Origin of the sequence: Skermanella rosea (assembly GCF_016806835.2) — a bacterium.
GTDB lineage: Bacteria > Pseudomonadota > Alphaproteobacteria > Azospirillales > Azospirillaceae > Skermanella > Skermanella rosea.
The window spans coordinates 5,881,401-5,906,541 of sequence record NZ_CP086111.1; the positions used below are offsets into that span (position 1 = coordinate 5,881,401).

The 25,141-nt window shown below is 63.2% G+C and carries 25 protein-coding genes and 1 pseudogene; 14 read left to right on the forward strand and 12 right to left on the reverse strand.

The genetic code is table 11. The features are described 5' to 3' along the window. Positions 1 to 51: 51 nt before the first annotated feature. The 5 genes from JL101_RS27505 to cueR all read left to right on the forward strand — a co-directional run bounded on the left by JL101_RS27505 (position 52) and on the right by cueR (position 4,871). The gene (locus tag JL101_RS27505) at positions 52 to 681 is read left to right on the forward strand and encodes a DUF305 domain-containing protein (RefSeq protein WP_228435199.1); all 630 of its coding nucleotides are present in this window, start codon (positions 52 to 54) and stop codon (positions 679 to 681) included. A 250-nt stretch (positions 682 to 931) separates the two neighbouring features. Then, positions 932 to 1,132 carry a CopZ family metallochaperone gene (locus tag JL101_RS27510; RefSeq protein WP_201075832.1) on the forward strand — a complete coding sequence of 67 codons (201 nt, stop codon included), beginning with the start codon at positions 932 to 934 and terminating at the stop codon, positions 1,130 to 1,132. A 251-nt stretch (positions 1,133 to 1,383) separates the two neighbouring features. After that, the gene (locus tag JL101_RS27515) at positions 1,384 to 1,728 is read left to right on the forward strand and encodes a hypothetical protein (protein ID WP_201075833.1); all 345 of its coding nucleotides are present in this window, start codon (positions 1,384 to 1,386) and stop codon (positions 1,726 to 1,728) included. Positions 1,729 to 1,956: 228 nt separating this feature from the next. Beyond that, positions 1,957 to 4,401 carry a heavy metal translocating P-type ATPase gene (locus JL101_RS27520; RefSeq protein WP_201075834.1) on the forward strand — a complete coding sequence of 815 codons (2,445 nt, stop codon included), beginning with the start codon at positions 1,957 to 1,959 and terminating at the stop codon, positions 4,399 to 4,401. A gap of 11 nt (positions 4,402 to 4,412) precedes the next feature. After that, positions 4,413 to 4,871, forward strand: coding sequence for a Cu(I)-responsive transcriptional regulator (cueR, locus tag JL101_RS27525; protein ID WP_201075836.1), 459 nt, complete (start codon positions 4,413 to 4,415; stop codon positions 4,869 to 4,871). 218 nt (positions 4,872 to 5,089) lie between these two features. Here the strand turns inward: cueR and JL101_RS27530 are convergent, their stop codons facing one another. From JL101_RS27530 to JL101_RS27535, 3 genes are all read right to left on the reverse strand, one after another. Beyond that, positions 5,090 to 6,568, reverse strand: a complete 1,479-nt coding sequence (locus JL101_RS27530) for a calcium-binding protein (protein ID WP_201075837.1) — start codon at positions 6,566 to 6,568, stop codon at positions 5,090 to 5,092. 428 nt (positions 6,569 to 6,996) lie between these two features. After that, the gene (locus tag JL101_RS36995) at positions 6,997 to 7,512 is read right to left on the reverse strand and encodes a copper chaperone PCu(A)C (protein WP_201075838.1); all 516 of its coding nucleotides are present in this window, start codon (positions 7,510 to 7,512) and stop codon (positions 6,997 to 6,999) included. A gap of 370 nt (positions 7,513 to 7,882) precedes the next feature. Beyond that, entirely contained in the window at positions 7,883 to 8,080 is a 198-nt protein-coding gene (locus JL101_RS27535; protein ID WP_201075839.1) for a hypothetical protein, read from the reverse strand. A 491-nt stretch (positions 8,081 to 8,571) separates the two neighbouring features. Between JL101_RS27535 and JL101_RS27540 the strand changes: the two genes are divergently transcribed. The 4 genes from JL101_RS27540 to JL101_RS27555 all read left to right on the forward strand — a co-directional run bounded on the left by JL101_RS27540 (position 8,572) and on the right by JL101_RS27555 (position 12,813). After that, entirely contained in the window at positions 8,572 to 9,120 is a 549-nt protein-coding gene (locus tag JL101_RS27540; RefSeq protein WP_201075840.1) for a cupredoxin domain-containing protein, read from the forward strand. Positions 9,121 to 9,131: 11 nt separating this feature from the next. Then, a complete protein-coding gene (locus JL101_RS27545) occupies positions 9,132 to 10,931 on the forward strand; it encodes a copper resistance system multicopper oxidase (RefSeq protein ID WP_201075841.1) in 1,800 nt (599 codons plus the stop codon). A 14-nt stretch (positions 10,932 to 10,945) separates the two neighbouring features. Then, a complete protein-coding gene (locus JL101_RS27550; RefSeq protein ID WP_228435200.1) occupies positions 10,946 to 11,701 on the forward strand; it encodes a copper resistance protein B in 756 nt (251 codons plus the stop codon). A 71-nt stretch (positions 11,702 to 11,772) separates the two neighbouring features. Next, positions 11,773 to 12,813 (forward strand): adenylate/guanylate cyclase domain-containing protein, encoded by a 1,041-nt coding sequence (locus JL101_RS27555; protein ID WP_201075843.1) that lies wholly within the window; start codon positions 11,773 to 11,775, stop codon positions 12,811 to 12,813. A 124-nt stretch (positions 12,814 to 12,937) separates the two neighbouring features. On the opposite strand, the gene JL101_RS27560 is transcribed toward JL101_RS27555, so the two are convergent. The 4 genes and pseudogenes from JL101_RS27560 to JL101_RS36620 form a co-directional block, all read right to left on the reverse strand. Beyond that, positions 12,938 to 13,372 (reverse strand): c-type cytochrome, encoded by a 435-nt coding sequence (locus JL101_RS27560; protein ID WP_201075845.1) that lies wholly within the window; start codon positions 13,370 to 13,372, stop codon positions 12,938 to 12,940. Between the two features lie 251 nt (positions 13,373 to 13,623). After that, a pseudogene (locus JL101_RS27565) lies at positions 13,624 to 14,106 on the reverse strand (IS630 family transposase); the annotation flags it as partial. 61 nt (positions 14,107 to 14,167) lie between these two features. Further along, the gene (locus tag JL101_RS27570) at positions 14,168 to 15,367 is read right to left on the reverse strand and encodes an IS256 family transposase (protein WP_201075849.1); all 1,200 of its coding nucleotides are present in this window, start codon (positions 15,365 to 15,367) and stop codon (positions 14,168 to 14,170) included. Positions 15,368 to 15,529: 162 nt separating this feature from the next. Next, the gene (locus JL101_RS36620) at positions 15,530 to 15,664 is read right to left on the reverse strand and encodes a hypothetical protein (protein WP_267133543.1); all 135 of its coding nucleotides are present in this window, start codon (positions 15,662 to 15,664) and stop codon (positions 15,530 to 15,532) included. A 164-nt stretch (positions 15,665 to 15,828) separates the two neighbouring features. Between JL101_RS36620 and JL101_RS27575 the strand changes: the two genes are divergently transcribed. Continuing rightward, a protein-coding gene (locus tag JL101_RS27575; RefSeq protein ID WP_203098284.1) for an ISNCY family transposase occupies positions 15,829 to 17,330 on the forward strand; the annotation gives its coding sequence in 2 pieces (ribosomal slippage) (positions 15,829 to 16,726 and positions 16,726 to 17,330; 1,503 coding nt in all). Here JL101_RS27575 and JL101_RS27580 read toward each other — a convergent pair. The 4 genes from JL101_RS27580 to JL101_RS27595 all read right to left on the reverse strand — a co-directional run bounded on the left by JL101_RS27580 (position 17,269) and on the right by JL101_RS27595 (position 20,043). Beyond that, the gene (locus JL101_RS27580) at positions 17,269 to 17,694 is read right to left on the reverse strand and encodes a transposase (RefSeq protein ID WP_201075851.1); all 426 of its coding nucleotides are present in this window, start codon (positions 17,692 to 17,694) and stop codon (positions 17,269 to 17,271) included. The genes JL101_RS27575 and JL101_RS27580 overlap by 62 nt on opposite strands. A gap of 60 nt (positions 17,695 to 17,754) precedes the next feature. Continuing rightward, positions 17,755 to 18,234: a hypothetical protein gene (locus JL101_RS27585; protein WP_201075853.1), complete on the reverse strand. Its 480-nt coding sequence runs from the start codon at positions 18,232 to 18,234 to the stop codon at positions 17,755 to 17,757. Between the two features lie 106 nt (positions 18,235 to 18,340). Next, positions 18,341 to 19,750, reverse strand: a complete 1,410-nt coding sequence (locus JL101_RS27590) for an MFS transporter (protein ID WP_201075855.1) — start codon at positions 19,748 to 19,750, stop codon at positions 18,341 to 18,343. A 26-nt stretch (positions 19,751 to 19,776) separates the two neighbouring features. Then, positions 19,777 to 20,043, reverse strand: a complete 267-nt coding sequence (locus JL101_RS27595) for a metal-sensing transcriptional repressor (protein WP_201075862.1) — start codon at positions 20,041 to 20,043, stop codon at positions 19,777 to 19,779. Between the two features lie 216 nt (positions 20,044 to 20,259). On the opposite strand from JL101_RS27595, the gene JL101_RS27600 reads away from it, so the two are divergent. The 4 genes from JL101_RS27600 to JL101_RS27615 all read left to right on the forward strand — a co-directional run bounded on the left by JL101_RS27600 (position 20,260) and on the right by JL101_RS27615 (position 23,398). Then, on the forward strand, positions 20,260 to 20,661 hold the full coding sequence (locus JL101_RS27600; RefSeq protein ID WP_201075864.1) for a hypothetical protein: 402 nt from the start codon (positions 20,260 to 20,262) through the stop codon (positions 20,659 to 20,661). 138 nt (positions 20,662 to 20,799) lie between these two features. After that, a complete protein-coding gene (locus JL101_RS27605; protein ID WP_228435201.1) occupies positions 20,800 to 21,444 on the forward strand; it encodes a HupE/UreJ family protein in 645 nt (214 codons plus the stop codon). 14 nt (positions 21,445 to 21,458) lie between these two features. Next, complete coding sequence (locus JL101_RS27610) at positions 21,459 to 22,160, forward strand: transmembrane anchor protein (protein ID WP_201075868.1); 702 nt, start codon at positions 21,459 to 21,461, stop codon at positions 22,158 to 22,160. 281 nt (positions 22,161 to 22,441) lie between these two features. Next, the gene (locus JL101_RS27615) at positions 22,442 to 23,398 is read left to right on the forward strand and encodes a lipid II:glycine glycyltransferase FemX (protein WP_201075869.1); all 957 of its coding nucleotides are present in this window, start codon (positions 22,442 to 22,444) and stop codon (positions 23,396 to 23,398) included. Positions 23,399 to 23,446: 48 nt separating this feature from the next. On the opposite strand, the gene JL101_RS27620 is transcribed toward JL101_RS27615, so the two are convergent. Further along, positions 23,447 to 24,979, reverse strand: coding sequence for a M20/M25/M40 family metallo-hydrolase (locus JL101_RS27620; protein ID WP_201075871.1), 1,533 nt, complete (start codon positions 24,977 to 24,979; stop codon positions 23,447 to 23,449). Positions 24,980 to 25,141: the final 162 nt, after the last annotated feature.

The following is a 25,141-nucleotide window of genomic DNA, read 5'->3' on the forward strand; positions in this document are numbered from 1 at the left end:
CATCCGAGAGAAGACCGCACCCGGACCGGTTGCCGGACGGCGGACGAGGCCTTGTTCGGCAACGTCGTCACTGGTTCGAAGGCTCCGCACCGGCGGGTTGAACGGACAGGCGAGTATGGATCAAGTCTGGCAGCCTTGTACACCGGTGCCGGCATGCTGTGGCAGGCGCTCCAGGCATTTATCGTAATTAATTGTAAGGCGCATCAACCAGGGAGAATGAGCCTCATGCAGATGTCTTACTGGCGCTTCGCCGCAATGATCGCGACCTCAACCATCGTCATGTACGGCCTGATGTACCTGAATACCTATTCGTTCGAGCATATTTTCTGGAGCGAGACCCGCGCCTGGATGGCCCTCGTCATGGGGGCAACCATGTCCGTCATCATGCTCGGGTACATGCTCGGCATGTACAGGAATCGGACGATCAACCTCGTCATATTCGGAGGATCCATCGCGATGTTTGCCTTTGCGCTCTGGATCGTGCGCAGTCAGGCGACGGTGGATGATGTTGACTACATGAGGGCGATGATCCCACACCATTCGATCGCTATCCTGACAAGCGAGCGTGCGCAGATCACCGATCCACGAGTCCGTAAGCTCGCGGACGAGATCATCGAGGCGCAGGAGCGTGAAATCGCGGAAATGAAGTCTCTCGCTGCCGACCTGGAGGCGCGGGAATGATCGGTAAGTTCTTTCCCCGGGTCAGACCGGCACCTTTTCGTCAGATACTCGTACCCAGGCTGCTCGCGGGGTGCGGTCACAACGACGCACCGGATGACGGCTTGGAAGCCGTGCGAGCATCTGGAATTGCGAGGCTCGTGGCCGCGGAGGAAGCACTCTCGGCGGAGCATGAGCAACTCCGAAGAATAATCTTGACCTTCCAGCAGTGGGAAACCCGAGGCTGAGGCCATTATCCACGGAGGAGATGATCATGCTGAAGCTCAAAGTCGAGGGAATGACCTGTGGCCACTGCGCCCAAACCGTCACCAAGGCGGTCGAGGCCGTGCCCGCGGTCGAACGCGCTCTTGTGGATCTGAAGGCCGGCGAGGTGACTATCGAGGGCAGCGCCGACGAGCGCGCGGTTCGACAGGCCATTGAGGACGCCGGATACGACGTCCGCAACGCCGCGTAAAGGCATAGTGATAAGGCTTCCGGATGATCAGCATGATCATCCGGAGACCGAAAACCCGACAGATCAATGCCATAGGCATTGGTTGGAAGGTCATACCGACCGTTGGAACCGTTTCGGCATGACAAGGGAGCTGAGGTGACGCTGCGCGTTCCCAGGCTGCTCCGTTTCGGATGGGAACCGAACATCCGCGAAGGTTGTCCCGACGGCTGGCGGCTCCTGCTGGTTTTTGAACAGTGTCAGGGAGAGAGACGATGATGATCAGTTACACGCTACGGACCAGCGCTTTCGCCGCCCTTGCGGTGGGCTTGGCCGCCTGCTCCAGCGGAACAGCCCAGGCGCCACGGACGGCTTCACCGACCAGCCAGAGCGGGGCCATGGGCACCTCCGGCATGGGGCAGATGGACCACTCGCGCATGGGTCAGATGGATCACAACCAGATGATGCAGCACTGCCGAGCCATGATGCAGGGTGGCGGATCCGGTACGGCGCAGGGTGGCGGCATGGCGCACGGTGGCGGCGCCGGGAATTCCGGTGGCATGGGCCAGATGGATCATGCCCAGATGATGCAGCACTGCCGAGAAATGATGTCTCAGTAGTACGAGGGCGACGTACTGGCCCGCCGGCAGGATCAAGGTGGGCCAAGTTTTGCGTCCGTTGCGAGCACGGGAAGCGGCCAGCGCGAGCATTGCGCTGGCCGTTTTTTGTCAATTTGGCTACTGCCCTGGAGTTGCCACCGGTGAAACGCTCGATCAAGAAATCCTCTTGACCTTCCAACAGCTGGAAGGCCCATCTACATCTGCAGTTAGGGAGAACAGGAGCCATTCATGGCTTATGCAACTGCAAGGGAGCCGGTCGCGCCGCAGGAGCAGGTCGCGTCCGAAATAGATATCGGGATCGGTGGGATGACCTGCGCGTCGTGCGTCGGGCGCGTCGAGAAGGCCATCCGCAAGGTGGAGGGCGTCACGGACGTGTCCGTGAACCTCGCGACCGAAAGGGCGCGCGTCGCCTTCACCGATCCCAGACCGAATACTCAGGGCGTCGTCGATGCCATCGCCAGGGCGGGCTACGAGCCCGCTAAGGCTGAATTCGACCTCCGGGTCCAGGGCATGACCTGCGCATCCTGCGTCGGCCGGGTTGAGAAGGCGCTGAAGAGGGTGCCAGGCGTCTCCGACGCCGCCGTGAACCTCGCCACCGAGCGTGCGCACGTCACCGGACAGGGCATCGATGCTGCAGCCCTGGTCGCGGCTATCGAAAAGACGGGTTTTCAGGCCACCTCAGTCACCCAGGACAAGGCGACCACCGGGGCGCCGGACGAGGCGCAAGTGCGGAGCCGCCGTGAACTTCGCCACGTCCTGATCGGTGCGGCACTGTCGCTTCCCCTCGTAGCCGGCATGATCGGCGATCTCGCCGGTTATCGCATGATGCCGCCGGGCTGGGTCCAGTTCCTGCTGGCCACGCCCGTGCAGTTCTGGCTGGGCTGGCGTTTCTACAAGGCGGCATACAAGGCCGTGCGGGCAGGCACCGGCAACATGGACCTGCTGGTCGCCATCGGCACCACCGCGGCCTGGGGTCTCAGCGTTTACATGATGCTGACCGCGCATCCTGAGCACGGCATGCCGCACCTCTACTTCGAGGGTTCGGCCGTTCTGATCACCTTCGTGCTGCTGGGCAAATGGCTTGAGACCCGCGCCAAGGGACAGACGGCCGCGGCAATCCGCGCCCTGATGGATCTCCGGCCGGACACCGCCCGGGTGCGGCGGGACGGCACCGAGGTCGAGGTGCCGGTCGATCAGGTGAAGCAGGGCGACGTCGTGGTCGTCCGTCCCGGCGAGCGCATTCCGGTGGACGGCAAGGTGCTGGAGGGCGCCGGCAGTGTCGATGAAGCCATGCTGACCGGAGAGCCGCTGCCGGTCGAGAAGACAGTCGGCGTTAAGGTCACCGGCGGTTCCATCAACGTGGACGGCCTGCTCGCGGTGGAGACCACGGCGGTCGGCTCCGAGACCATGCTGTCGAAGATCGTGCGCATGGTCGAAGGAGCCCAGGCATCCAAGGCGCCGATCCAGCGCACCGTTGACCGGGTCAGCGCGGTGTTCGTGCCGATCGTCCTCGTCATCGCCGCGGTCACCTTCGCGGCCTGGTGGAGCGTTTCGGGCGATGCGGAAACCGCCATCATCACCGCCGTCTCGGTGCTAGTCATCGCCTGTCCCTGCGCGCTGGGCCTCGCGACCCCGACGTCGATCATGGTCGGCACCGGTGCCGCGGCCCGGCACGGCATCCTGATCAAGGACGCCGAGGCGCTGGAGCGGGCCCACGCCGTCACGGTCGTGGCTTTCGACAAGACCGGCACGCTGACCGAGGGCAAGCCTCGGGTGACCGACATCATCCCGGCGGAGGGCCTGGACCGCGCCGCCCTGCTTCGGCTGTCCGCCTCGCTCCAGCAAGGCAGCGAGCATCCGCTGGCGCGCGCGGTTCGTGAGCTGGCCGAGGCGGAGAGTATCGCTCCGGCTGCCCTGACCGACTTCAAGGCACTCGCCGGGCGCGGCGTATCCGGCTCGGTCGAGGAACGCTCGGTACAGTTCGGCACCAAGCGTCTGATGGCGGAGAGCGGACTGGAGGATGACGTTCTGGGGGGCAAGGCGGCGGAGCTCGAAGCGTCGGGCCGGACAGTTTCCTGGTTGGCCGAGATGGCTCCTGAGCGACGTGTGCTGGCGCTGGTGGCGTTCGGCGACACGGTAAAGCAGGCGGCTCGCGAGGCCGTCCGGGCGCTGCACGAGCAGGGCATCGAAGCCGTTATGGTCACGGGCGACAGCAAAGGCGCCGCCGAGGCCGTCGCGCGGGATCTGGACATTGATCGGGTATTCGCCGAGGTCCTGCCGGGTGACAAGGCCGACGTGGTGGCGACTCTCAAGCATGAGGGCAAGGTCGTCGCGATGGTCGGTGACGGCATCAACGACGCCCCAGCGCTGGCGGCCGCCGACATCGGTATCGCCGTGGGAACCGGTACCGACGTAGCGATGGCGACTGCCGGGGTGACCCTGATGCGTGGCGATCCGGTGCTCGTCGGCGGCGCGATCGACGTGTCCCGGCGCACCTACGCCAAGATCCGCCAGGGCCTGTTCTGGGCCTTCATCTACAACCTGGTCGGCATTCCGCTGGCCGCGATGGGGTTCCTGAGCCCGGTGCTGGCAGGGGCCGCCATGGCGCTGAGTTCCGTCAGCGTCGTCCTCAACGCGCTCACGCTGCGCGGCTGGAAGCCCCGGGGTACTTGAGAGGAGTGGTCATGAACATCGGCCAGGCGGCCAAGGCGTCCGGTGTGAACGCCAAGCTCATCCGCTATTACGAAAGCATCGGGTTGATTCCCGAGGCGGGTCGAACCGCCTCGGGGTACCGGGTCTACACCCCGCACGAGGTGAACATCCTACGGTTCGTGAGGCGTGCCCGCACGCTGGGATTCAGCATCGAGCGCATCCAGCAGCTCGTCGGCCTGTGGCGCGACAAGGACCGGGCGAGCGCCGAGGTCAAGCGGATTGCGCTCGACCATGTCGCCGAACTCGAAGTCAAAATTGCCGAAATGCGGGCGATGAGCGACACACTCCAGGAACTTGCCGACGCCTGCCAGGGTAACCATCGGCCGGACTGCCCTATCCTGCGGGATCTCGAGAACTCCGCCCCTCGATTGGCACGGGGGAATAGTCGCCTCCCGTTCGAAGGAGTGGCGGGGGCAAATCAAGCTCCATGATCTCTGTGGGAACCTGAGGGCGGTAGGCTGGGATGCCAACATAGCTCACCAAGGCGGGGCCGTTCGGTTGGTCAGATCCAAAGGGCAGACATCCGGAAATTGCTGCGGTCGCATAAACACCCCGATGGGATGCATCATAGACCAGGGAGCAACATGCTTGCCGTGACACTTCCCTGAAGAAGCGGGCTGGGGTCGCCCAGCCCGCCTTGGCATGTTTATCAGGCTACGAAGAGGTAGTCCCTAGCCGGATTTGACGAAGCTGTCTCATCGTTCTGGAAGATGTACTCCGAACCCGAGGCAGTGATTGTGGGATCGTTCTCGAAGCGCCCACGGAGTCCGTCGTCGGCGTTGAACATGAAATCGTCCTGCGCCATCTGGCTTTTAGTAAGCCCAGTGAGGAAAATGGATCCATCGATTTCCGAGTCGGTATCGGTGTTCCAGCTAACCAGCACACCGCTGTCGCCATCTCGAGCCGTGTCCGCCACAGTCACCTCATCCGGCAGGATATCGCGGAAGGCAATGTGGTCGAAAGCGCCCGGACCTGCGTCGAACCCGCCAATCACCACATCGTCGCCACTATCGGGTGCGACGATGAAGGCATCCGCACCGTCTCCTCCATCCAGCTTGTCGTTGCCCATGCCACCCTCGAGCATGTCGTGGCCAGCACCAGCGTATAGCGCATCATTACCAGCGGCGCCCATCAGGTTGTCAGCCATCATGCCACCGTGGAGTTCGTCGTTGCCGTCCTCGCCCTTCAGATCATCCTGTCCATCGCCACCGTTGAGGGTGTCGTTTCCCTTACCACCCCATAAATCATCATTCCCGCCTTCGCCGAAGAGAATGTCATCGCCTGCTCGACCGATGAAATAATCGCGATCGGAGGTACCTTTGAACGTGTCTGCGTTATCGCTACCGATCCTCACGGCAACGTCGTCAAAATTGAAGGCCTTCCTGGCTTTATCCTCGTCTCCTGGTTGCGGGGGCTCTGCTTGGTTGCCTTCATTCTTGATGAACTCAGTAGCCGTGACCTGATTGGCATCAGCATCGGTTGGGGTGATGACCTTGCGGTCGTCGGTGAACATGAAATCGTCCTGAGCAAGATCGGTTTTCAGGAGACCCCGCAGCAGAACTGAGCCCTCGCCTTCGTTCCAGCTGATCAGCACGCCGTCCTTCGTGTCCTGAAACCGAAGTTCTTCAGGTTCTACATCCCGCAACGCCAGGTGATCGAGCATGCCGGGTCCGGCTGCAAAGTCCTTGATGGTGTCGTGACCGCTATCCGGAGAAACTACGAAAGCATCACCACCCGGCCCGCCGGCAAGAACATCATCTCCCTCACCACCCTCAAGGTCGCCGTGCCCGGCTCCCTCCCGAAGATGGTCGTTGCCGGTGCCGCCGCGCAGGGTGTCGGCCTCAGGGCCACCCTTGAGGCGGTCATTGCCGGCACCACCATCAAGATGATCCATGCCGGCCTTCCCTGTCAGGCGGTCGTTTCCGCGGCCGCCTAACAGATCATCGTCCATGGTACCACCGGAAAGGCGATCCCTGCCACCGCGACCAAATACGATATCCATGTTATCGGAACCGAAGTACTTGCTCTTTCCTTCAGTTCCAATGTAAAGAGTAACATCGTCAACGGTAGGGCGGGTTTTTTCCTGGTGCATGCTGTCCTTGCCAGTGTGGCTTGCCTCGGCTTCCATGGGGTCATCCTCTCGTCATGTTATTATGAAAAGCGCTGCTGAGTATTATTGATATTCTCTCAGTAGCAGTGTCCGCCAAGATCTGTGCGGCTCATCGCTGGACATGCGTTCTTTCCAGTGCGCTTGTGGAGTCAGCAGGGTGAACTCTACTCCTCAGGCTTTGGTTCCCGCACCGGGTAGTCATGTTACATTTCGTAACATTAGCAAAACCGAGGGAGATTCTGATTTATCTTAAATCATTGACTTCGTTTCAGCGCGTCAGTAGTTTCGCGCGTCAGCACCGTTGTCTCAGATATTATCCTATCGGAAGTGCCCTCCGGACAGGCACCAACCTCAACGACCGCCTACTGCCCGCCACTCAGACCTTGGGTTCGCTGTTCAACTGACAACTCCCATAGATGGCTATGTTTTCCGAGCTCTAACAGGCCCTAGTGAACATGGATCGAAGTACTTCTGCTCCAACCTGTAAAGTGCAGCGTTATTGAAAACTCATCTCCAGAATGGAGAGCTTTCCGCAGAGGGTGAAGCACATAATGGAGGTGAGAAGTTGTAAGGTCTAATGTTTCTTCTGAGCGAATGCCTATTGATTGCAGAACCGACGTTTCTCTGCTGCCAACACGCGCGACAAGCTCAGTGTTTTTGGCCACTGGGGTTGATATGCCAGTAAGATGTAGGCCTGTGCGGCTGTTGTTTATGATTCGAAATCTTACTTTTGACCGACCACCTTTCTCGGCCGGAGTTGCGGTTCCAGCTTCTATACGTATGTCGCCCAGCTCTGCCGGCTCATCGGCCAACGCGGGGTGCATCATGACCATCATCAAACCCCCCAGAGCCCAAGCAGCAATCCGGAGGGGCAGAGACTGTTTCACTAAAATCTCAACCACTTTGCCGAAAACTTTTCTTAGATCTGGATTGCTCATGAAGGATCTGACTGCGGCTATCATCGATTTTCATCCTGGTGTTTGAAGCCGGGCATCCAACCGGAGTTCACTCATTTTGAAGAATTTTCAGTTTTTTGTTTGTATTGCTGCTGCGAGACTTACCTATAGCAGGACAGGATTGTCTTGTTGATTTCGAAATGTTACGAAATATTGCAAATGGTGCATGCCTCGAATTCTAAACAAGATGATAGTGTCCAGGTCGAGGTGTTGGGCCTGAGCATCATCTGCAACATAGACCACCTCAGGGGGTAACAATGCCACCCACCGGGATAAAAGCGCTCTTGCAACCAGTTCTGACTGGTGCGATATAAACGGGAGATCGGGCATCGCCCGTGGGCATGGAATGACAGTGGGCATGCGCTTCACACGCTTTCTAGCGGCTGTACTGTTCGGTCTCCTCCTTGGCTGGGGAGGCGTGGCCATGCCTGATGCCGCGATGGCCGACATGTCCCACCACGATATGCCGATGGGCGAAGAGCCTGCGGCCGACTGCGACGAGCAGCCGGGGCACAAGAGCCACGATAATCATCAGCACCAGGGCGACCAGGAAGACCCTTCTAAGCTCTCTCACGGAGGGTGCTGTGTGATGGTCTGTAGTAGCGTAGCGGCCTTGGAGCCGAGCTATCTGCAGGTAAAGCCCATCGAGTGGGTGCCCGCTCGTCTGCAGATCGTGAGTGACGATTTGCTCAGGAAGCGCTCCGTACCTCCCTTGCGCCGCCCTCCCAGGACCTCGATCTGAGGCCCTCTGCCCGCGGAGTTGCACGGGCCTGAGGCTTTGCAGCGCTCATCCCCGTAAGTGGGACGCACTGCAACCAGCGCATCGATCCAGCTCAAGATTCCTGACCGGGAACGGTTAACCTGCGATGCCCCAGCCGCGCACGCCCTTCGCGTGCCCGTGCCTTACCGGCTCGCCGACCCTCATCCCGTTGCTTGATCTCAAGGCTGGTCGGTCGCTGCACGTTTCGACTCAATTCCTTGCCTTCCTGGCCATCCTTGGCTGGGAGCCGCAATCTTCCTGGCTTTCGCCCGCCTCGGCGAGGCCAGAGACAGAGGACACTCGACATGCGTCTGAACTCTCGCATTCTGAACGCCATCGCCGCCCTGATGACTGGGGCCAGTCTCCTTGCCACATCCGGCATCGCTCTGGCCGACGCCGGTCACAAACATGGGATCGGCGAGCCTGCGAAGGCTTCGGCCGCCAAGCGGACCGTGCAAATCGAACTGGGTGACAATTTCTACAGTCCGGAATCCGTTCAAGTGAAAGCCGGGGAGACGGTCCGCTTCGTTCTCAAGAACCAGGGCGAGTTCCTGCACGAGTTCAATATCGGCACGGCCGCCATGCACGCCTCCCATCAGAAGGAAATGGCCATGATGATGGAGCACGGCATGCTGACGCCGACAGGTATCAACAAGAACATGAGCGGTATGGACCATTCCAAAATGGGAATGGCCGAGATGAAACATGACGACCCGAACAGCGTCCTTGTCGAGCCCGGTCAGACCAAGGAACTGACCTGGAAGTTCACCAAGGACACCGCCCTAGAGTTCGCCTGCAACATACCCGGCCACTACGAGTCCGGGATGGTCGGCAAGGTCGAGTTCAAGCGTTGAAGGAAGGGCACATGCACACTGCACGGCGCGGCCTTTCCCGCCGCGACGCCCTCAAGCTCGCCGGAGCGGCGGGCTTGGCGGGCATCATCACGGTCTATCCTGGGCGCCGCGTCTTCGCGGCCGCAGACCAATCGCTCAACTTGGCAGTCGAACGGACCCGCATCACCATCGACGGTGAAACCAGTAGCGCCATCTCCATCGGCGGTTCGATACCAGCGCCCACGCTGCGATGGCGCGAGGGCCAGGAAGTGGTTATCTATGTGACCAACCGGCTGGATGAGGGAACCTCAATTCATTGGCACGGGCTCCTGCTCCAGGGCGTCATGGATGGGGCTCCCGGGTTCAATGGTTTCGTGCCAATTGGTCCCGGCGAGACCTACACCTACCGCTTCAAGCTGCGCCAGGCGGGCACCTACTGGTACCACAGCCACTCCGCCTCGCAGGAGCAGGAGGGCATGTACGGGGCCATCGTGATCGAGCCCGCCGGGCGTGATCCCGTCCGGGCCGACCGCGACTACGTGGTTCTGCTCTCCGACCACACGCCGGAGGACCCCGAAAACGTCCTGCGCAAGCTCAAGGTCAGTGAGGGCTATTACAACAACAATAAGCGTACCCTGATCGACTTCTTCCGGGACGCCCGGCGCGATGGCCTGGGAGCTACGATCAACGATCGCCTCGCCTGGGGCGAGATGCGCATGGACGCCACCGACCTCGCCGACGTGACCGGCTACCAGTTCCTAGTCAACGGCAAGGGGCCGCGGGATAACTGGACGGCTGTCTTCAATCCGGGTGAGCGGGTGCGTCTGCGGATCATCAACGGTTCGGCCATGTCGATCTTCGACGTCCGCATCCCTGGACTGCCAATGACCGTGGTTTCTGCCGACGGGCAGAACGTGGTGCCGGTGAAGGTCGATGAGTTCCGCTTTGGCGTTGGGGAAACCTACGACGTCATCGTCATGCCCACGGAAGACAAGCCTTTCACCTTCTTCGCCGAATCGATCGACCGCACGGGCTTCGCCCGGGCGACGATCGCGACCCGCGAAGGGGTGGAAGGCGACATCCCCGAGCGGCGCCCCCGCGCCATCCTGACCATGGCCGACATGGCGATGGCTCCCGGTATGGACCATGGCTCGATGGCGGGCATGGATCACAGCAGTATGCCCGGAATGGATCATAGCGCCATGCAGGGTATGAACCATGGCAACATGCCTGGAATGGACCATGGTGCCATGCAGGGCATGGATCATAGCGCCATGCAGGGAATGGATCACGGCAATATGCCTGGTATGGACCAGGGCAGTATGCCGGGCATGAACCAGGGTAAGGCGGGAAGCAAGGATCAGGCGGTGGGCTGGGGCGATGCAGGTACACCGCCCGGTGCCAAGGCCCTCTCCTACGCGGATCTGAAGGCACTTTCCAAGGCCAAGGATCTGCGTGAGCCCTCCCATGAGATCGAGGTCCAGCTGACGGGCATGATGTCGCGCTACATCTGGACTTTGAACGGGGAGAAGTTCGATGAGGGAGCCCCGATCCGGGTAGCCTATGGTGACCGTGTCCGGATCCGCTTCGTGAACACGACCATGATGGCCCACCCGATGCACCTGCACGGGATGTTCGTGGAGATTGAAAACGGCCAGACGGATCGGATGCCCAAGAAGCATGTCGTGCTCGTCCCGCCGGGCCAGGTCACGACGGTGCAGCTGACTGCGGACGAGCCCGGTGAGTGGCCCTTCCACTGTCACCTCCTCTACCACATGGCCTCGGGCATGATGACGCGCTTCATCGTCGAACCCCGCACGGCAAGCCTCTGATCCAGGAACGACGGATGACAATGACGACAATGGTCCCGCACAGGGCCGCCCTCATGGCCGGGGCCATCCTGCTGGCGATTTCGGCGGGCTCGGCCCGGGCCGCCGAGGAGCAACCGCCCGAGCAGTTCCACGAGGAGCCGCCGGTTGTCGGGACGCTTCTCATCGACCAGTTCGAGCACCGCTGGCGGGACGGTGAGAACTCGATCAACTGGGACGCTCAGGGCTGGGTCGGCGGAGACACCAACAAGGTTTGGTTCAATGCCGAGGGCAGCAAGCCCGTCGATGGGGAGGTGGAGGAGGCTGAATTCCAGCTTCTCTACAGCCGCATGACGTCGGAGTTCTGGGACGCGCAGATTGGCATCCGCCACGACGTAAGGCCACAGCCGCAGACGACCTACGGCGTGATCGGGTTCCAGGGCGTGGCCCCGTACTTCTTCGACGTGACCGCCCAGCTGTTCGTCAGCGAGGACGGCGACTTCAGCGCCCGCCTGGAGGCCGAGTACGACCTGCTCATCACGCAGAAGCTCATCCTCCAGCCGGCCGCCGAGGTCAACGTCTCGGCGCAGCGGGTCCGCGAGCTTGATGTCGGTCCCGGCGTCAACGACGTGGAGCTGGGACTGCGCCTGCGCTACGAGGTCGTCCGCGAGTTCGCCCCCTATATCGGCGTGAACTGGGAGCGGAAGCTGGGCGAGACCGCCGACATTGCCCGCGAGCACGGCGAGGATCCGAGTGACTTGTCCCTGGTGGCGGGCGTGCGCTTCTGGTTCTGAGGCACTGGGGCGGTCATTGCGGTGGCTGCCCCAACTTCCTGCCGGTGGCGAAGAGGGGAGATTCACAAGGATTGGCCTTACGGTACTTCGTTTGCCTCGTCATTGGCGGCCTGCTTCTGGCAGCATTGTATGGGGCGCTTACGGACCCGTCACCCCTTGAGGGCGCCGTTAATGCCCTTGTTGTGGCAGCGGTCATTGGCCTGCCGCTCGCTGTGTATGAGACCCATCTTCGCTGGCTCGTTCCTTCGGCGACGCGCCGTTGGCCGTTTGGTTGGCTCGTCCTGATCAAGTCTGCCGGATACACTGTTTGGATCCTACTCGGCACCAAGATTGGCGCGCGCCTGACACATCATTCCGATGGCCCAGCACTGGTCGATCTCTTCGTCCATCGGGAAACGGTGGTGGTGGCGATGCTCGCAGCCATTGTGGTCAATATCCTGTTCGCCGTGAATAAGCTTCTTGGTCCCGGTATGCTGTTTAACTTTCTCATTGGGCGTTACCACCGGCCGCGGCGCGAAGAGCGTCTCTTTCTTTTCCTGGATATTTGTCACTCGACCACCATCGCCGAGCAGATTGGCGATCTCAAGTTTCACGCCTATCTGGACGATTTTTTCCGAATGGTCGGCCGTGCAACACGCGATTGTGGTGGCGAGGTGCATGATTATATCGGCGATGAAGTTATCGTGACTTGGTTCCTAGACGGGAGTGCCGTTACCGCCCTAGACTTTTTCCCCGTGCTCGCGCAGAGATTGGCAGCCCGCCAGGTAGAGTTTCGTCGGACGTACGGCTATGAGGTCGCCTTTCGAGCTGGCCTGCATCTCGGCCCTGTGGTGGCCGGCGAGGTCGGAGAGGTCAAGCGGAAGATCGCCTTCCTGGGTGATACGGTGAATACCGCCGCACGGCTGGAACAGCTGGCCCGTACCAGAGAGGTCAGTCTCCTGGCCAGCCGTTCGGTCCTCGACCGGCTGCAGTTGCCGCCCGGAATGAAGGCCTCGTCACTCGGCTTGCTCCACGTCCGCGGCAAGGCACAACCGATGGAAGTCTTCCGTTTGGATCTGCTGGAAGAGCCGATCTCTGTCGCCATGCCAAGCGAATCGGAGCCGTCATTGTGATGTAGACCAGCGTGCGCCTGGGATCAGAAAAATTGGGCCCTCAGTCATCTCGTGGGTGTCACCGGCAAGGCAGACCCTCGTACCTTCACATCCAGAACACCCGAAATCCAGGTGTTCCCAACGTTCATTTCTTCTTCTGTCGGACATTATCAAGGCAGCTGGAACATTCCTGACCGACAGCCTTGAATTCCGCCGCCAGCTGCGCCTTATCGCCGGAGGCAGCCGCGGCCACGGGTTCCTCGACGGCGGCATCCAAGCGACGCATGCTGGCGCCGAATTCCGTCCGATTGGTCCAGACGGCGGGAGTGGCCTCAGTATGGTGACCGTCGCTGCCCGGCGGGAACATGTGCGCGACATGCTCGCAGTGATGGTGCATGCTCTCGGCGAGCTGCTTTGCCGTCCCCTGATCGAAGGCCGATTTGCCCGCCAGCATGGCGCCCAGAGCCTTCATGTGCTGGCCCATCTGCTTCATGACGTCCATCCGCTGCGCCACCACGCCGGTTGCGCCCTCGTGGGCAGTCGCCGCACCAGCCGCCAGGAAGACGAAGGCCAGGGACATTGCGGCGATACGCCGGCGGGAGGCGATTGACGGCTGTGGCATGGCGAATTTCTGACTGGAACCTGACGAACACTGCTGGGAAGACGTATTATTCGCGGTTTTATTCCATGTGTGGGGATAAGCGGTTCACCGGGTCAAGGGGCGTGGGTGCTGTATCCGTCTTGTCGATGCCCACCATAACCTCGAGCCTCGGTATAGCGCTGGACCTGCTCCGGCGTCAGCACCTCCATCATCGCTAGAGCTTCGAGCCTTTAATCTGACGCATATCCTGCGTGTCTGAGATAGTTCCAGCACTCGTCAGGAGTGTATAGATCGCAGATCGATCCGACGGCTTTCCAGAGTTCCTCGATGGTGCGGGCGCCGATGCGTCGGAGATGGGCCTTGAGCTTGGCGAAGGCCATCTCGATCGGATTGAGGTCGGGGCTGTAGGGCGGCAGGAAGAGAAACCAGGCGCCGCGTTGCTTGAGGATGGCCTTGGCCTTTTCGCTTTTGTGGCTGGACAGGTTGTCGAGGATGACGACGTCGCCCGGCCGCAGGGTCGGCGCGAGCTGGGTTTCCACATAGGTTTCGAAGAGGCAGCGGTTCATCGCTCCGGTGACGATCCACGGGGCGGTCAGGCCGTCGCAGCGCAAGGCGGCGATGAAGGTCTGGGTGCCCCAGTGGCCGAACGGGGCCTGGGCCTTGAGGCGCTGCCCGCAAGGTGCCCGGCCCCGCAGCCGGGTCATCTTGATCGTGTCCCGGGAAGTGGTGTAGGAGCGAGGGGCATAGTCATCGCTCTCCGGCCGGTTGGGCCGGTCAGGCAGTCACTGCCGACAGCCTGACGCTGTCAGTATGCCCGAGCGGGGTCATGGTCTCCAGGCTCATATAACGGCGGCCGACTGCCCATTCGTCGTTCTGCTCGAGCAGGATGGCACCGGTGAGCCGAAGGATCGCCGCGTCATTGGGGAAGATGGCGACCACGTCGGTGCGCCGCTTGATCTCGCCGTTGACACGTTCGAGCGGATTCGTCGAGCTGATCTTGGCCCAGTGATCGCAATGGAAGTCCATGTAGGCCAGCACGTCATACTCGGCCTCGTCCATCAGGGCAGCCAGTTTGGGAAAGCGCTCACGTAAGCCATCGGCGACCTGCCGCCATTGCCGATGGGCGGCCTCGGCCGTCTCCTGGGTGAATGCGGTGCGGATGGCGGCCGCCACCATGGCCCGCTGCGACGGGCCGACATGGGCCAGCGCGTTGCGATAAAAATGATGAATTCGACACCGTTGCCAGGTCGCGCTGAGCACCTTGGACGCGGCCGCCTTCAGCCCCTCGTGGGCATCGGAGATCACCAGCTTCACGCCACGCAGGCCACGGCGTGTCAGCGAGCGCAGGAACCGGGTCCAGAACACCTCGGCTTCGGAAGGGCCGACCTCCAGGCCGAGCACCTCGCGTCGGCCGTCGGTGTTGACCGCCACGGCGACTATCACGGCCACCGAGATGATCCGCCCGCCCTCGCGCACCTTCACGTAGGTGGCGTCAATCCACAGGTATGGCCAGTCGCCTTCCAGTGGGCGGCTCAGGAAGGTGCCGACGCGCGTGTCGATGTCCTCGCACAGCCGCGAGACCTGGGACTTGCTGATCCCGGTCATGCCCATCGCCCTGACCAGCTCATCGACGCTGCGCGTCGAGACGCCGTGGACATAGGCTTCCTGAATGACCGCCGCGAGCGCCTTCTCCGCCGTGCGCCGGGGCTCCAGGAAGCCGGGAAAATAGGAGCCCTTGCGCAGCTTGGGGATCTGCAGCGTGAGCGTGCCGGCGCGGGTGTCCCAGGCCCGCTCGCGGTAGCCGTTGCGCTGGTTGGTGCGTTCGGGCGTCCGTTCCCCGGGCGCGGCGCCGCATAGGCTTTCCACTTCCAGGTCCATCATGCGCTGGGCGACGAAGCCGATCATCTCACGCAGCAGGTCCTCGTCAGAGCCCTTCTCCAAGAGCTCACGAAGGATCATTCTGTCCACGGTCATCGTGGTCCTCTCCAGGTCCGTTCAAGGTGTCGCAACCCGAACCTACCGGAGTCCGCGATGACCGCCGCTATGGATAAGTGGCCCGCCTACGCCAGCTCGAGAAGGCGCTTCGGCGGGCCACTTACCCACAGCTCTCCTACACCACTCGCGGGGACACAACGGTCATCTCTTCGTGGTGGTGGCGGTCTCGTCGATGAACACCAGCCGCTCCGGCTCCTCGCGCATCCGGGGCTGACGATTGTCCCGCCAGATCCGGCGGTCCCGCGCCACGTCACTGCGACCGGCCTCGCTTGCCAACAATGTTTTTTTTCCAGAACGGCAAAGCTGGCCTTCTGTTGAATGCGCAGTGAGGTTGCGAGTGGGGAGGCGGTAGAATGGGCCGGCAGTCGATGCGACCGCCGCCGACGCGGTGGCGGATCCTGGAGACGGTGACGCGACAGTGCCCGGAATGCGGCGGTCGGCTGCACTGCCAATACATCAACCGCCGCGCCGTGGTGACACTGGACGGGCTGCTTGGCCTGCAGCTCAGGGTCCGGCGTTGCGTCAACTCGGACTGCGCCCGTTTCCACCGGGCGTTTCGACCGGAGGCCGAAGGAGCGCTGGCGCTGCCCCAGCAGGAGTTCGGGCTCGACGTGATCGCCCTGGTTGGCCGGCAGCGCTACGGCGCTCGGGCCAGCGTGCCGGAGATCCATGCCGAGCTGGTCCGGCGCGGCGTGGCGATCTCCCAGCGCAGCGTCACCAACCTACTCGACCGCTACGACGAACTGGTCGCCACCGCGACCGGCGATCCCGACCGGCTGCGGGCCCGGTTCAAGGACCAGGGCCGGGTCATCCTGGCGATCGACGGCCTGCAGCCGCAGATGGGCCACGAGGTGCTGTGGGTGATCCGCGACTGCCTGTCCGGCACCGTCGTGCTGGCCAGGGCCCTGCTGTCGGCAACATCCGCCGACCTGGAGCCGCTGCTGCGCCGGGCCGCCGAGCTCGCCGGCGTGCCGGTGGCCGGGGTGGTCAGCGACGGACAGCTCTCGATCCGCACTGCGGTCGCCCGGGCTTTGCCCGGCGTGCCGCACCAGCTGTGCCACTTCCACTACCTGCGCGAGGCGGCGCGTCCGATCTTCGAGGCCGACCGGCACGCCAAAAAGGAGTTGAAGAAGCGCGTCCGCGGCATCCGGCCGATCGAACGCGCGGCCGAGGCCCGTCAGGACGCTGGGGGCGATCTGATCCGCGGCTACTGCGCTGCGGTGCGCAGCGCCCTGGGCGCTGACGGCCGGGCGCCGCTGGAGGCTGCCGGACTGACGCTGAAGGCGCGGCTGGAGGCGGTGTCGGACAGTCTGCAGCGGGTCGCGGCAAAGGGGGGGACGACCGGCAGGTCCAGGCACTGAGCCGGCTGGTCGGCGGTGCCCTGGGCGACACCGAGCATCTGTGGCCGGACATCGCCCGGGCGTTCGGCTGGGTACACCGGGCGGCGCACATCATCAAGAACACCGAGGCGCTGCCGGCGCCGGCAGTGGCCCGGCGACTGGACGGCCTGTGCGGCGCGATGTCCCGGCACCGCGCGCGGGCCGGCGGTCTGTGCGAGGCGGTCGGTCACTTCCTCAAGGTAACCCGCAGCTATCGCCCCGGCCTGTTCCACTGCCATACCGTCGCTGATCTGCCGGGCACCAACAATGCGCTGGAAGGGCTGTTCGGCTCCTACCGTTACTGTCAGCGGCGTACGACCGGTCGGCGCGCGGCCTCATCGGCCACCGTGGTCAGCGGTCCCGCCCGTCTGGTCGCGTGGGTGGTCTCCCGTCTCGCGCCACTCGAGGCCGCCGATCTGGCCGGGGTCGATCGAACCCGCTGGCTCGCCCTGCGGGCCGACATCAAGGCTCGCCGTCTGCAGCGGACCAGAGGCAGCCGCTTCAGGCGCGATCCCCAGGCCTACCTGCGCAGTCTCGAGGCCCAGTATGCCGCCGCAAAGTGAGTTTTGCCGGTCTGGTTTTTTTGACGCTGAAGCCGCGGGCGATCAGGAACCGCGACAGCGAGGCCGGGTGAACCGTGACACCGCGGGCGGCTTCCAGCTTGGCTGCCAGTTCGGACATGGTGATGTCGCCTTTGGCCTTCACCCAGCCGATCAGCAGATCGGCATGGGGCGCCAGCTTGCCGCCGCCGGGCGGACGCCCTTGCCGCGCCGGCTCCAGTGAACCGGTCTTCGCCTTGCGTTGCGCCAGCCGGATGCTCGTACTCGGGCTGACGCCGAACCGGCGGGCCGCCGAGCGGCACGAACTCCCACCCTCGATCGCTCCGATGATCCGTACACGCAAATCAGACGAATAGCCCTGACCCATGATCCACCTCCATGAACGGTGAATCACATCCCGGCATAGAGCGCAACATTGATTCCGGTTTCACGCTCGCCGCTCTAGGTGATAGCGGAGGTGAGCGGCTCTCAGCGCACCCTGCGTCACTCCGATCGCGCTCGTCGCCGATTCCAGGTTCGCTGGCGTAACCGCCTTCTCGGCGAACAGCCGCTCCAATTCGGTTTCCTGCTGGATCAGGCGTTCACCCAAAGGTACGGCCTCTGCCTTCATGGCCTCGAACAAGGCTTTGGTACGCTCGCGCTGGACAGCGCTGAGCCTGAGGGCGTCAGCGTTCTCCAGGGTGTGCGAAGGACCGGGATACCCGTTCAACTCGGCCGGGAGCGCGTACCCCATGCCGCGGCCGGCGCGCAGATCGGCGATCTGCTGGTCGGAAAGCGCCTTAATGGGGCGGGAATGGAGATGGGCATAAGGCTGCTGCGGTGTGTGGGTCACCTGCGTTGACGCGACCCCCGACAGGCCAAGCGCAGTAAATGCGAGGAAAGCACTGAGGGCAAGGGCTCGGAACATGCGCGGTCTCCTGCAGACAATGACAGATCCTCCCTCGCCCAAGCTGGATTGGCAAGCGTCAACAAGCTCCGATCGAAGACAACTTCAGCAGCGCAATCCTAGGGCTTCAGCCCTGCCGGGGCCATGCGACGTGGTGCCGGTCAATGACCAGCGCGTGCTTGTGACGGATCGGCGCGTGCCGGTGGGGATGGGCGTGGGGCTCGGGTCCTTCCCATCCCTCATGGGCATGCTGGTGGTGTTCGTCATGGACATGGAGGTGGTCGTGGCCGAAGCCGGCATGGACGTGCTCGACCTCGACAGGATCTCCCGAGGGCCACAGACGGCCTGCCAACGCTGTCGCCGCGACGGCCAGAATACCCAGAACCATGAAGGCGGCACCCACGCCGGCACGGGCTCCGACCCATCCTGCCAGGGGATAGGCCACCAGCCAGCAGGCATGGCTCAGGGCGAATTGCGCTGCGAACACCGCCGGGCGATCCTCGGCATGGGCGGATCGCCGCAGCAGTCGTCCCGAGGGCGTCAGCACGGCCGAGTTCGCTGCACCGAGCACGAACCAGACCGGCAGCAGCAGCGGCAGCGCCGCCGTCAGGCGTGCCGGCAAGCCGCCGGTACCGAGCAGGACGGACATCACGAGCGTCCCGGCGGCAAGCAGCCAGGATCCTGAGAGCATAACCGCCCGGTCGGTGACCCGCTCGAGCAGGTGCGGCAGTACGAAGGCAACTACCATCGACCCGGCGCCGTAAGCGGCCAGAACGATCGCCACGTCGGCTTCCGAGCCGCCCAGCATGCCGCGCACGATGACGACGGTGTTCACGATGACCATGGCCCCGGCCGCAGCCACCGCGCCGTTGAACGCCAGCAGTCCCCGCAGACGCGGCGTCTTCAGGTAAATCCGAATACCCCGCGTCGTCCGCTCGTAGGTCCCGCCGCGGAGATCGACAGGCTTGGGGCTGGGTAATGCCGCGGTGCGGACCAGCAGGGCCGACCCCAGGAAGCCGACCACCGTTCCGACAAACAGGTCGTGGTAGCTGACCACCGCCAGCAGGAGTGCCGCGAGCGTGGGACTGGCAAGACTTTCCAGGTCATAGGCGAGACGCGCCAGCGAAAGCGCCCTGGTGTATTCCGCCTCGTCCGGCAGAACCTCCGGGATGGTCGCCTGGAAAGTGGGCGTAAAGGCCGCGGAGGCCGACTGAAGGACGAAGATCAGGGCATAGATCTGCCAGACTTCTGTGACGAACGGCAGCGACAGGGCGATGGCGGCCCGGACCAGGTCCATGGCGACGAGGAAGGCGCGCCGGGGCAACCGGTCAGCGAAGGCGCTGACAACCGGCGCCACGCCGACATAGGCCACCATCTTGATCGCCAGCGCCGTGCCGAGCACGGCGCCCGCATCGGCCCCGGCCAGATCGTAGGCCAGCAATCCGAGCGCCACCGTCAGCAGCCCGGTGCCGATCAGCGCGATGACCTGTGCAGCGAACAGGTGACGATACGTGCGATTGATCAATGGGGAGAGCATAGTGGCCCCCTGAACCTGACAGTGGTTTACAGGTACCTGGCGATCTGCCTGAACTCATCGAGCGCGGCGCGGTTCTCGCGGGCCAGCGGCCCGGCGGCCTCCTCAAGGCAGTGGCCGAGGTGGTCGTGGATGAACACCGCCTTGGCACCCTCCAGCGCCCTGATCACGGCATGCATCTGCTGGGCAACTTCCAGGCAGCTCCGGCCGTCCTCGATCATGGCGATGGTGGAGGCGAGATGACCGTGCGCCCGCTTCAGGCGGTTGATCACATCAGGATGGCTTGTGTGGGTCATGAAGTCTATGGTATCCCCCTGGAGGGGATATGGCAATTGCCTGGACAGCCACACCGGCTTTCGGGCATCAGGTGAGTACGGTGAGCCGACAGCTGCTCGATCCTGATGCCCTGCGGAGTGGTGGAGTTTTGAAAGTTTCTGATCAGACCACTACGGGCATACACTCCGAATTTCTGCTTACCGGTTTCCGACTTTCTTGCTACCAGAAAATCCACCATGCTGCGATCGGCGATGAAAGCACTCACGGCAGGCATCAGGTTGGTCATCGTGCTGGCGATGGCGCTCGGCGTGCTGCCCGTCTCGAACACCCTTTCCTCGTCGCACGATCCGCTGACACTCCAGCTCTCGGAAGTTGGGCAGCACAGCGCGCTTTCCGGGCTTGCCACGGCCGAACACACCCACTTCGATGAGGAAGAGGTGTCGGATGAGTGGGAGCCGGGACACGATCACCGGCATAACCCGGCCGATCACTCGCACGACTCCCCCGGCCCGGCTCTCGTCCTGTCCATGGTTGTGCACGACCAGGCGCCGGAGTGGCAGCTGTTTTATCAACTCTCGCCCTATCGGGCCCCAGCTTTTCGAATCGATCGTCCGCCGCGTTCGCTGCTCGTTGCCTGACTGAAAGCCTGCGGGCTCCATCTCATCAACGAACATCGGGCATCATCCATGCATGGATCTTCTCGAGACGACCGGCCGTGGCCGCTTGATGCGCGGCACAGACCGGGTCTTCTGGCGCTGCTTGGCCTTGCCCTCCTCATGGCATTCGGTGCTGACGCTCACGCCCACGGCGTTGCGGAGGGGGACAAGGGCTACATTCAGGAAATCACGGGAATCCATCTGCTGCCGTTCATGTACCTGGGCGCCAAGCATATGGTGACCGGCTATGACCACCTCCTGTTCCTGTTCGGCGTCATTTTCTTCCTCTACAGGCCCAGCCACATCGGCATCTATGTCAGCCTGTTCGCCATCGGGCACTCGACCACGCTGCTGCTCGGCGTGATCTTCGACACGAACGTCAGCTCGTACCTGATCGACGCCATCATCGGGCTCTCGGTCGTCTACAAGGCGCTCGACAATCTCGGTGCCTACCAGCGCTGGTTCGGATTCCAGCCGAACACGAAGCTGGCGACCCTCGTCTTCGGGCTTTTCCACGGCTTCGGCCTCGCGACCAAGATCCGCGAGTTCGACATCGCGCCGGACGGCCTGATCCCCAACCTTCTGGCCTTCAACGTCGGCGTCGAGGTCGGCCAGCTGCTGGCGCTCGCCGCCATCCTGATCCTGATGGGCTACTGGCGCCGGACCGACAGCTTCTGGCGCCATGCCTACACCGCCAACGTCGCCATGATGACCGCCGGGTTCATGCTGACCGGCTATCAGCTCACCGGCTGGTTCGTCATCTGACTAAGGAAGAGATCATGTACAACACCGATATTCCCTCCCGCGCCGAGTTGCCAAGCTCCGCCCAGCTTGTTCGCTCGACCCTGATCGCGGCCACCACCGCGGCGGCCCTGCTGGTCACCACGATCCTGCCCGCCGAGTACGGGATCGACCCGACCGGCATCGGGCGCGTCCTGGGTCTCACGCAGATGGGTGAGATCAAGGCCCAGCTCGCCGAGGAGGCGGAGCAGGACCGTCTATTCGATCAGGGCGGGACACCGGCAGCACCGCAGGCCCCTGCCGCGCCGGACCAGCGCTCCAGCCTGATGGACACGCTCCTGGCGCAGATCGTCATCGCGCCGGCCTCGGCTGAAACTCTACCGGCTGCAACCCTGCCCGCGCAGGTGGCCCAGGCCGGCCGCACCGACGAGACCTCGGTCACGCTCGCCCCTGGCGAAGGCGTCGAGGTCAAGATGGAGATGCGCAAAGGAGCGCAAGCCACCTACTCCTGGAAGACCGAGGGCGGCGTAGTCAATCATGACACTCATGGCGAGCCGTACGACGCGCCGAACAAAACGCACAGCTACAGCAAGGGTCGCGGCGTCGCGAGCGACCAGGGCACCCTCCAGGCTGCTTTCGACGGCAATCACGGCTGGTTCTGGCGTAACCGGGGTGACGGGACCGTGACGGTCACCCTCAGCACGAGCGGTGACTACGAAAACTTGAAAAGGAAGAAGTGACAGGAACTTGGGCGGCGTGGATCAGGTCCGCGCCGCCGTCCTGAGATGGGAGTAGCTACCGAGACCGTAGCAGGCAGGCGGTTCTTGCCACCCTGACTGCTGGTGAAAGCTCACCGCTGAGAAAGTTTCATGGGTATGAGGCAGATCATGACCACTCGCCCGGTTAGAGAAACACACCGTTCGCGGTTCGCCGCTCCCTCGGACAGCCGCCAGAGGCTGGCGCCGCACGATCCTCGCCCTCCTGACCAGCCCAGGCGCGCCCAGGGCCATGGGCGCGCAGCATGACGCTCCCGTTCAATCCTTTCCGGATCGACTGGAATGACTGCACTTTCGGCCAGTGGGAGGCCCTGCTGGCCCGCTGCAAGCGGCCGACGCTACTCCAGACCTGGCAGTACGGCGTCGCCATGGCGAAAGTCGAGGGCTGGAAGGCGGATTTCGGCATCATCCACTTCGAAGGCAAGCCGGTCGGCCTGGTTCTGGTTCAGACCAGGAAATGGCTGCCTTTCCTCACCGCCTGCCGCATCCACCGTGGTCCCTTGTGGATCTACGATGAGATCCCCGGCGAGATGCTGAAGCTCGTGCTGGGGATGCTCCGGCAGCGGTACCAGTTGCGCCGTGGCCAGCCCCTGATGTTCCACCCCGAACTCCCCGATGATCCCGCCACGCGGCAGCGGATGTCGGCGACCGGGTTTCGGCGGTGGAGCGAGGGTTACGCATCGGTCTGGCTCGACTTGGCCTCGGGCCCCGACGCGCTTCACGCCGGGCTGCATGGAAAGTGGCGCAACCAACTGCGTCAGGCCGAACGGCACAACCTCGTGCTGGAGACGGAGACATCGGCCGGAAAGAGGTTCGACTGGCTGATGGAGCACTACCTCGAGGACAAGGTCGCGAGAAGCTACCCGGGTCCGTCGCCCGCGTTCCTGCGGGCGATGCACAGTGCCTCGGCCGACAAGTCGCCCCTGGTCGTGTTACGAGCCCTGCAGGGCGGCGAGCCGGTCGCCGGTGTCCTGCTGGTCCGGCATGGGCGGGCGGCGACGTACCAGGTAGGTTGGACGAGCGAGCGGGGACGCGCGGTGCGGGCCCACCATTTCCTGCTCTGGCAGTCCGTACTCTGGCTCGTCAAGCACGGCTACACCGGCTTTGACCTGGGCGGCATCAACGAAAAGACACCAGGCATCGCCCGGTTCAAGACCCGCATGGGAGGCAAGCCGTTTCGCCTCGTCGGCGGCTATGTCTGAATTCCCTTGGGCGACCTTCAGGAGTTCTGTCGTTGTGAAAACAGCCGTCTAATCACGGGCAGCATCCCCGAGCATGATGATGGCGTGGGCAGCCGCATCGGCCAGCTCGTCGAGAGCCGTTCGGTTGACCGCGTCGAGAGTGTCGCATGCTTCGTGATAACAGGAGTCGTAAGGCGCACCGGCGGATCCACCGAACATCCCGGCTTCCCTGGTGGACTTGGTTTCGCCGTCGCCGGCAAGAAGCCCGCCTACCGGCACACCATGCTCGACGAATGACAAGTGATCCGACGCGTCCTCGAGCGGCTTCTCGGCAACGGTCAGCCCGACCGCCGCGAAATAGGTCCGGAAGATGCGCTCGATCCGCTCCGATCCTGGCGGTGCCGCCTTTTCACTCGCCGAGCCGTCTCCGTCATAGACAAATCGCCCGTAGTTGGACGATCCGAGTGTGTCGAAGTTCAGCACGGCCATGATCCGCTTGAGTTCGGCAGGCGAGAGCGAGGCGGCATGGTGATGTGACCCGAGCATCTCGTTCTCCTCGTCGGTCCAGAGCGCGAAGCGCAGCCTGTTGGCTGTCTTGATGTCGAGCTGGGATAGCTGCCGGGCGACTTCCAGGATCGCGGCAACACCGGTGCCATTGTCGTTGATGCCCGGCCCTTCCGGAACACTGTCCAGATGAGCCCCGATCAACACCACCGACCCGGGATCACCTCCCGCGGTATCAGCAATGACGTTGCGGGAGCGATAAGAGAATGCACGCGTCTCCACATTCAGCTGCACTGTGATCGGTCCGCGTCGCAGGGCCTCGGCAAGCACCGAGCCCGTCGCATGGTCAAGCCGCACGCCTGGTATGGCGGTCATTTCCCCGACCCGCTGCGTGACGGCGCGTGTCATGCGGTCCGAGCGCTGATCGTAAACGATGACGGCGCCTGCACCCGCGGCGGCCGCATTCCTCACCTTGCGCCAGACCGAGCAGGAGCCTCGTTGAACAAGAGCGACCGAACCGCTTGAAAGCCGGGCGAAGTCGCCCCTGTCGCAACCATCACCCGCAGGCCGCAACGGCGCCTCTACGGAGCCGGCCGCGGAGTAAGGCAGTGTGTGAAGCTGAAAGTCCCGGAGGTCCAGCCCGGACTCCTTGGACGCCGTCAATCGAGGTGGCTGCGTCTCCTGCACGATGGGGATCTCGACGGTCTCGAAACGGACCTGATATCCCGCCTCGCGAAGTTGCCCGGCGACATAATCGACCGATGCCTCGTGCCCAGCCGTGCCGGCAGCCCGGTTTCCACCATTCTCATCGGCGATCGCCTGCAAAGCGGCGAGATGGCGAAGCATGTGGTCGGGCGTGACGGCGGTGCGCAGGGCCGCACTCGCGGTTAACCCACCCTGGAGGGCGGCGGACGATTGCGACTTCACCGTGGAAGGGCCGTCGGTGCCGGCCACCGCGTCCGGTTTCAGCCCTTCAGCAGCAGCCGTAAGGCCGGCGAGCGGAAGCGCTAAGAGAGTGGTCGTGAAAGCGAAAAGAGCGGTGCGCGCCGGCATGCGCAGCGAGCGTGGCCAGCATCGGCGCAGAGATCCGATCATCATCAGGGCTCCGTTGTTGGTCTATGGAAGGCCGCGCGCGGGGCGCGGTCACGCAAGGAGACCGTGACGCGGAGGCCGGTCGAGACGGAAGAACGGTTCGCCGTAGATGTTTCGGTGTGGCTCGCTCCGCGATGTCTTTTCGTCTGCACAGCCAAGTGCAGCAAG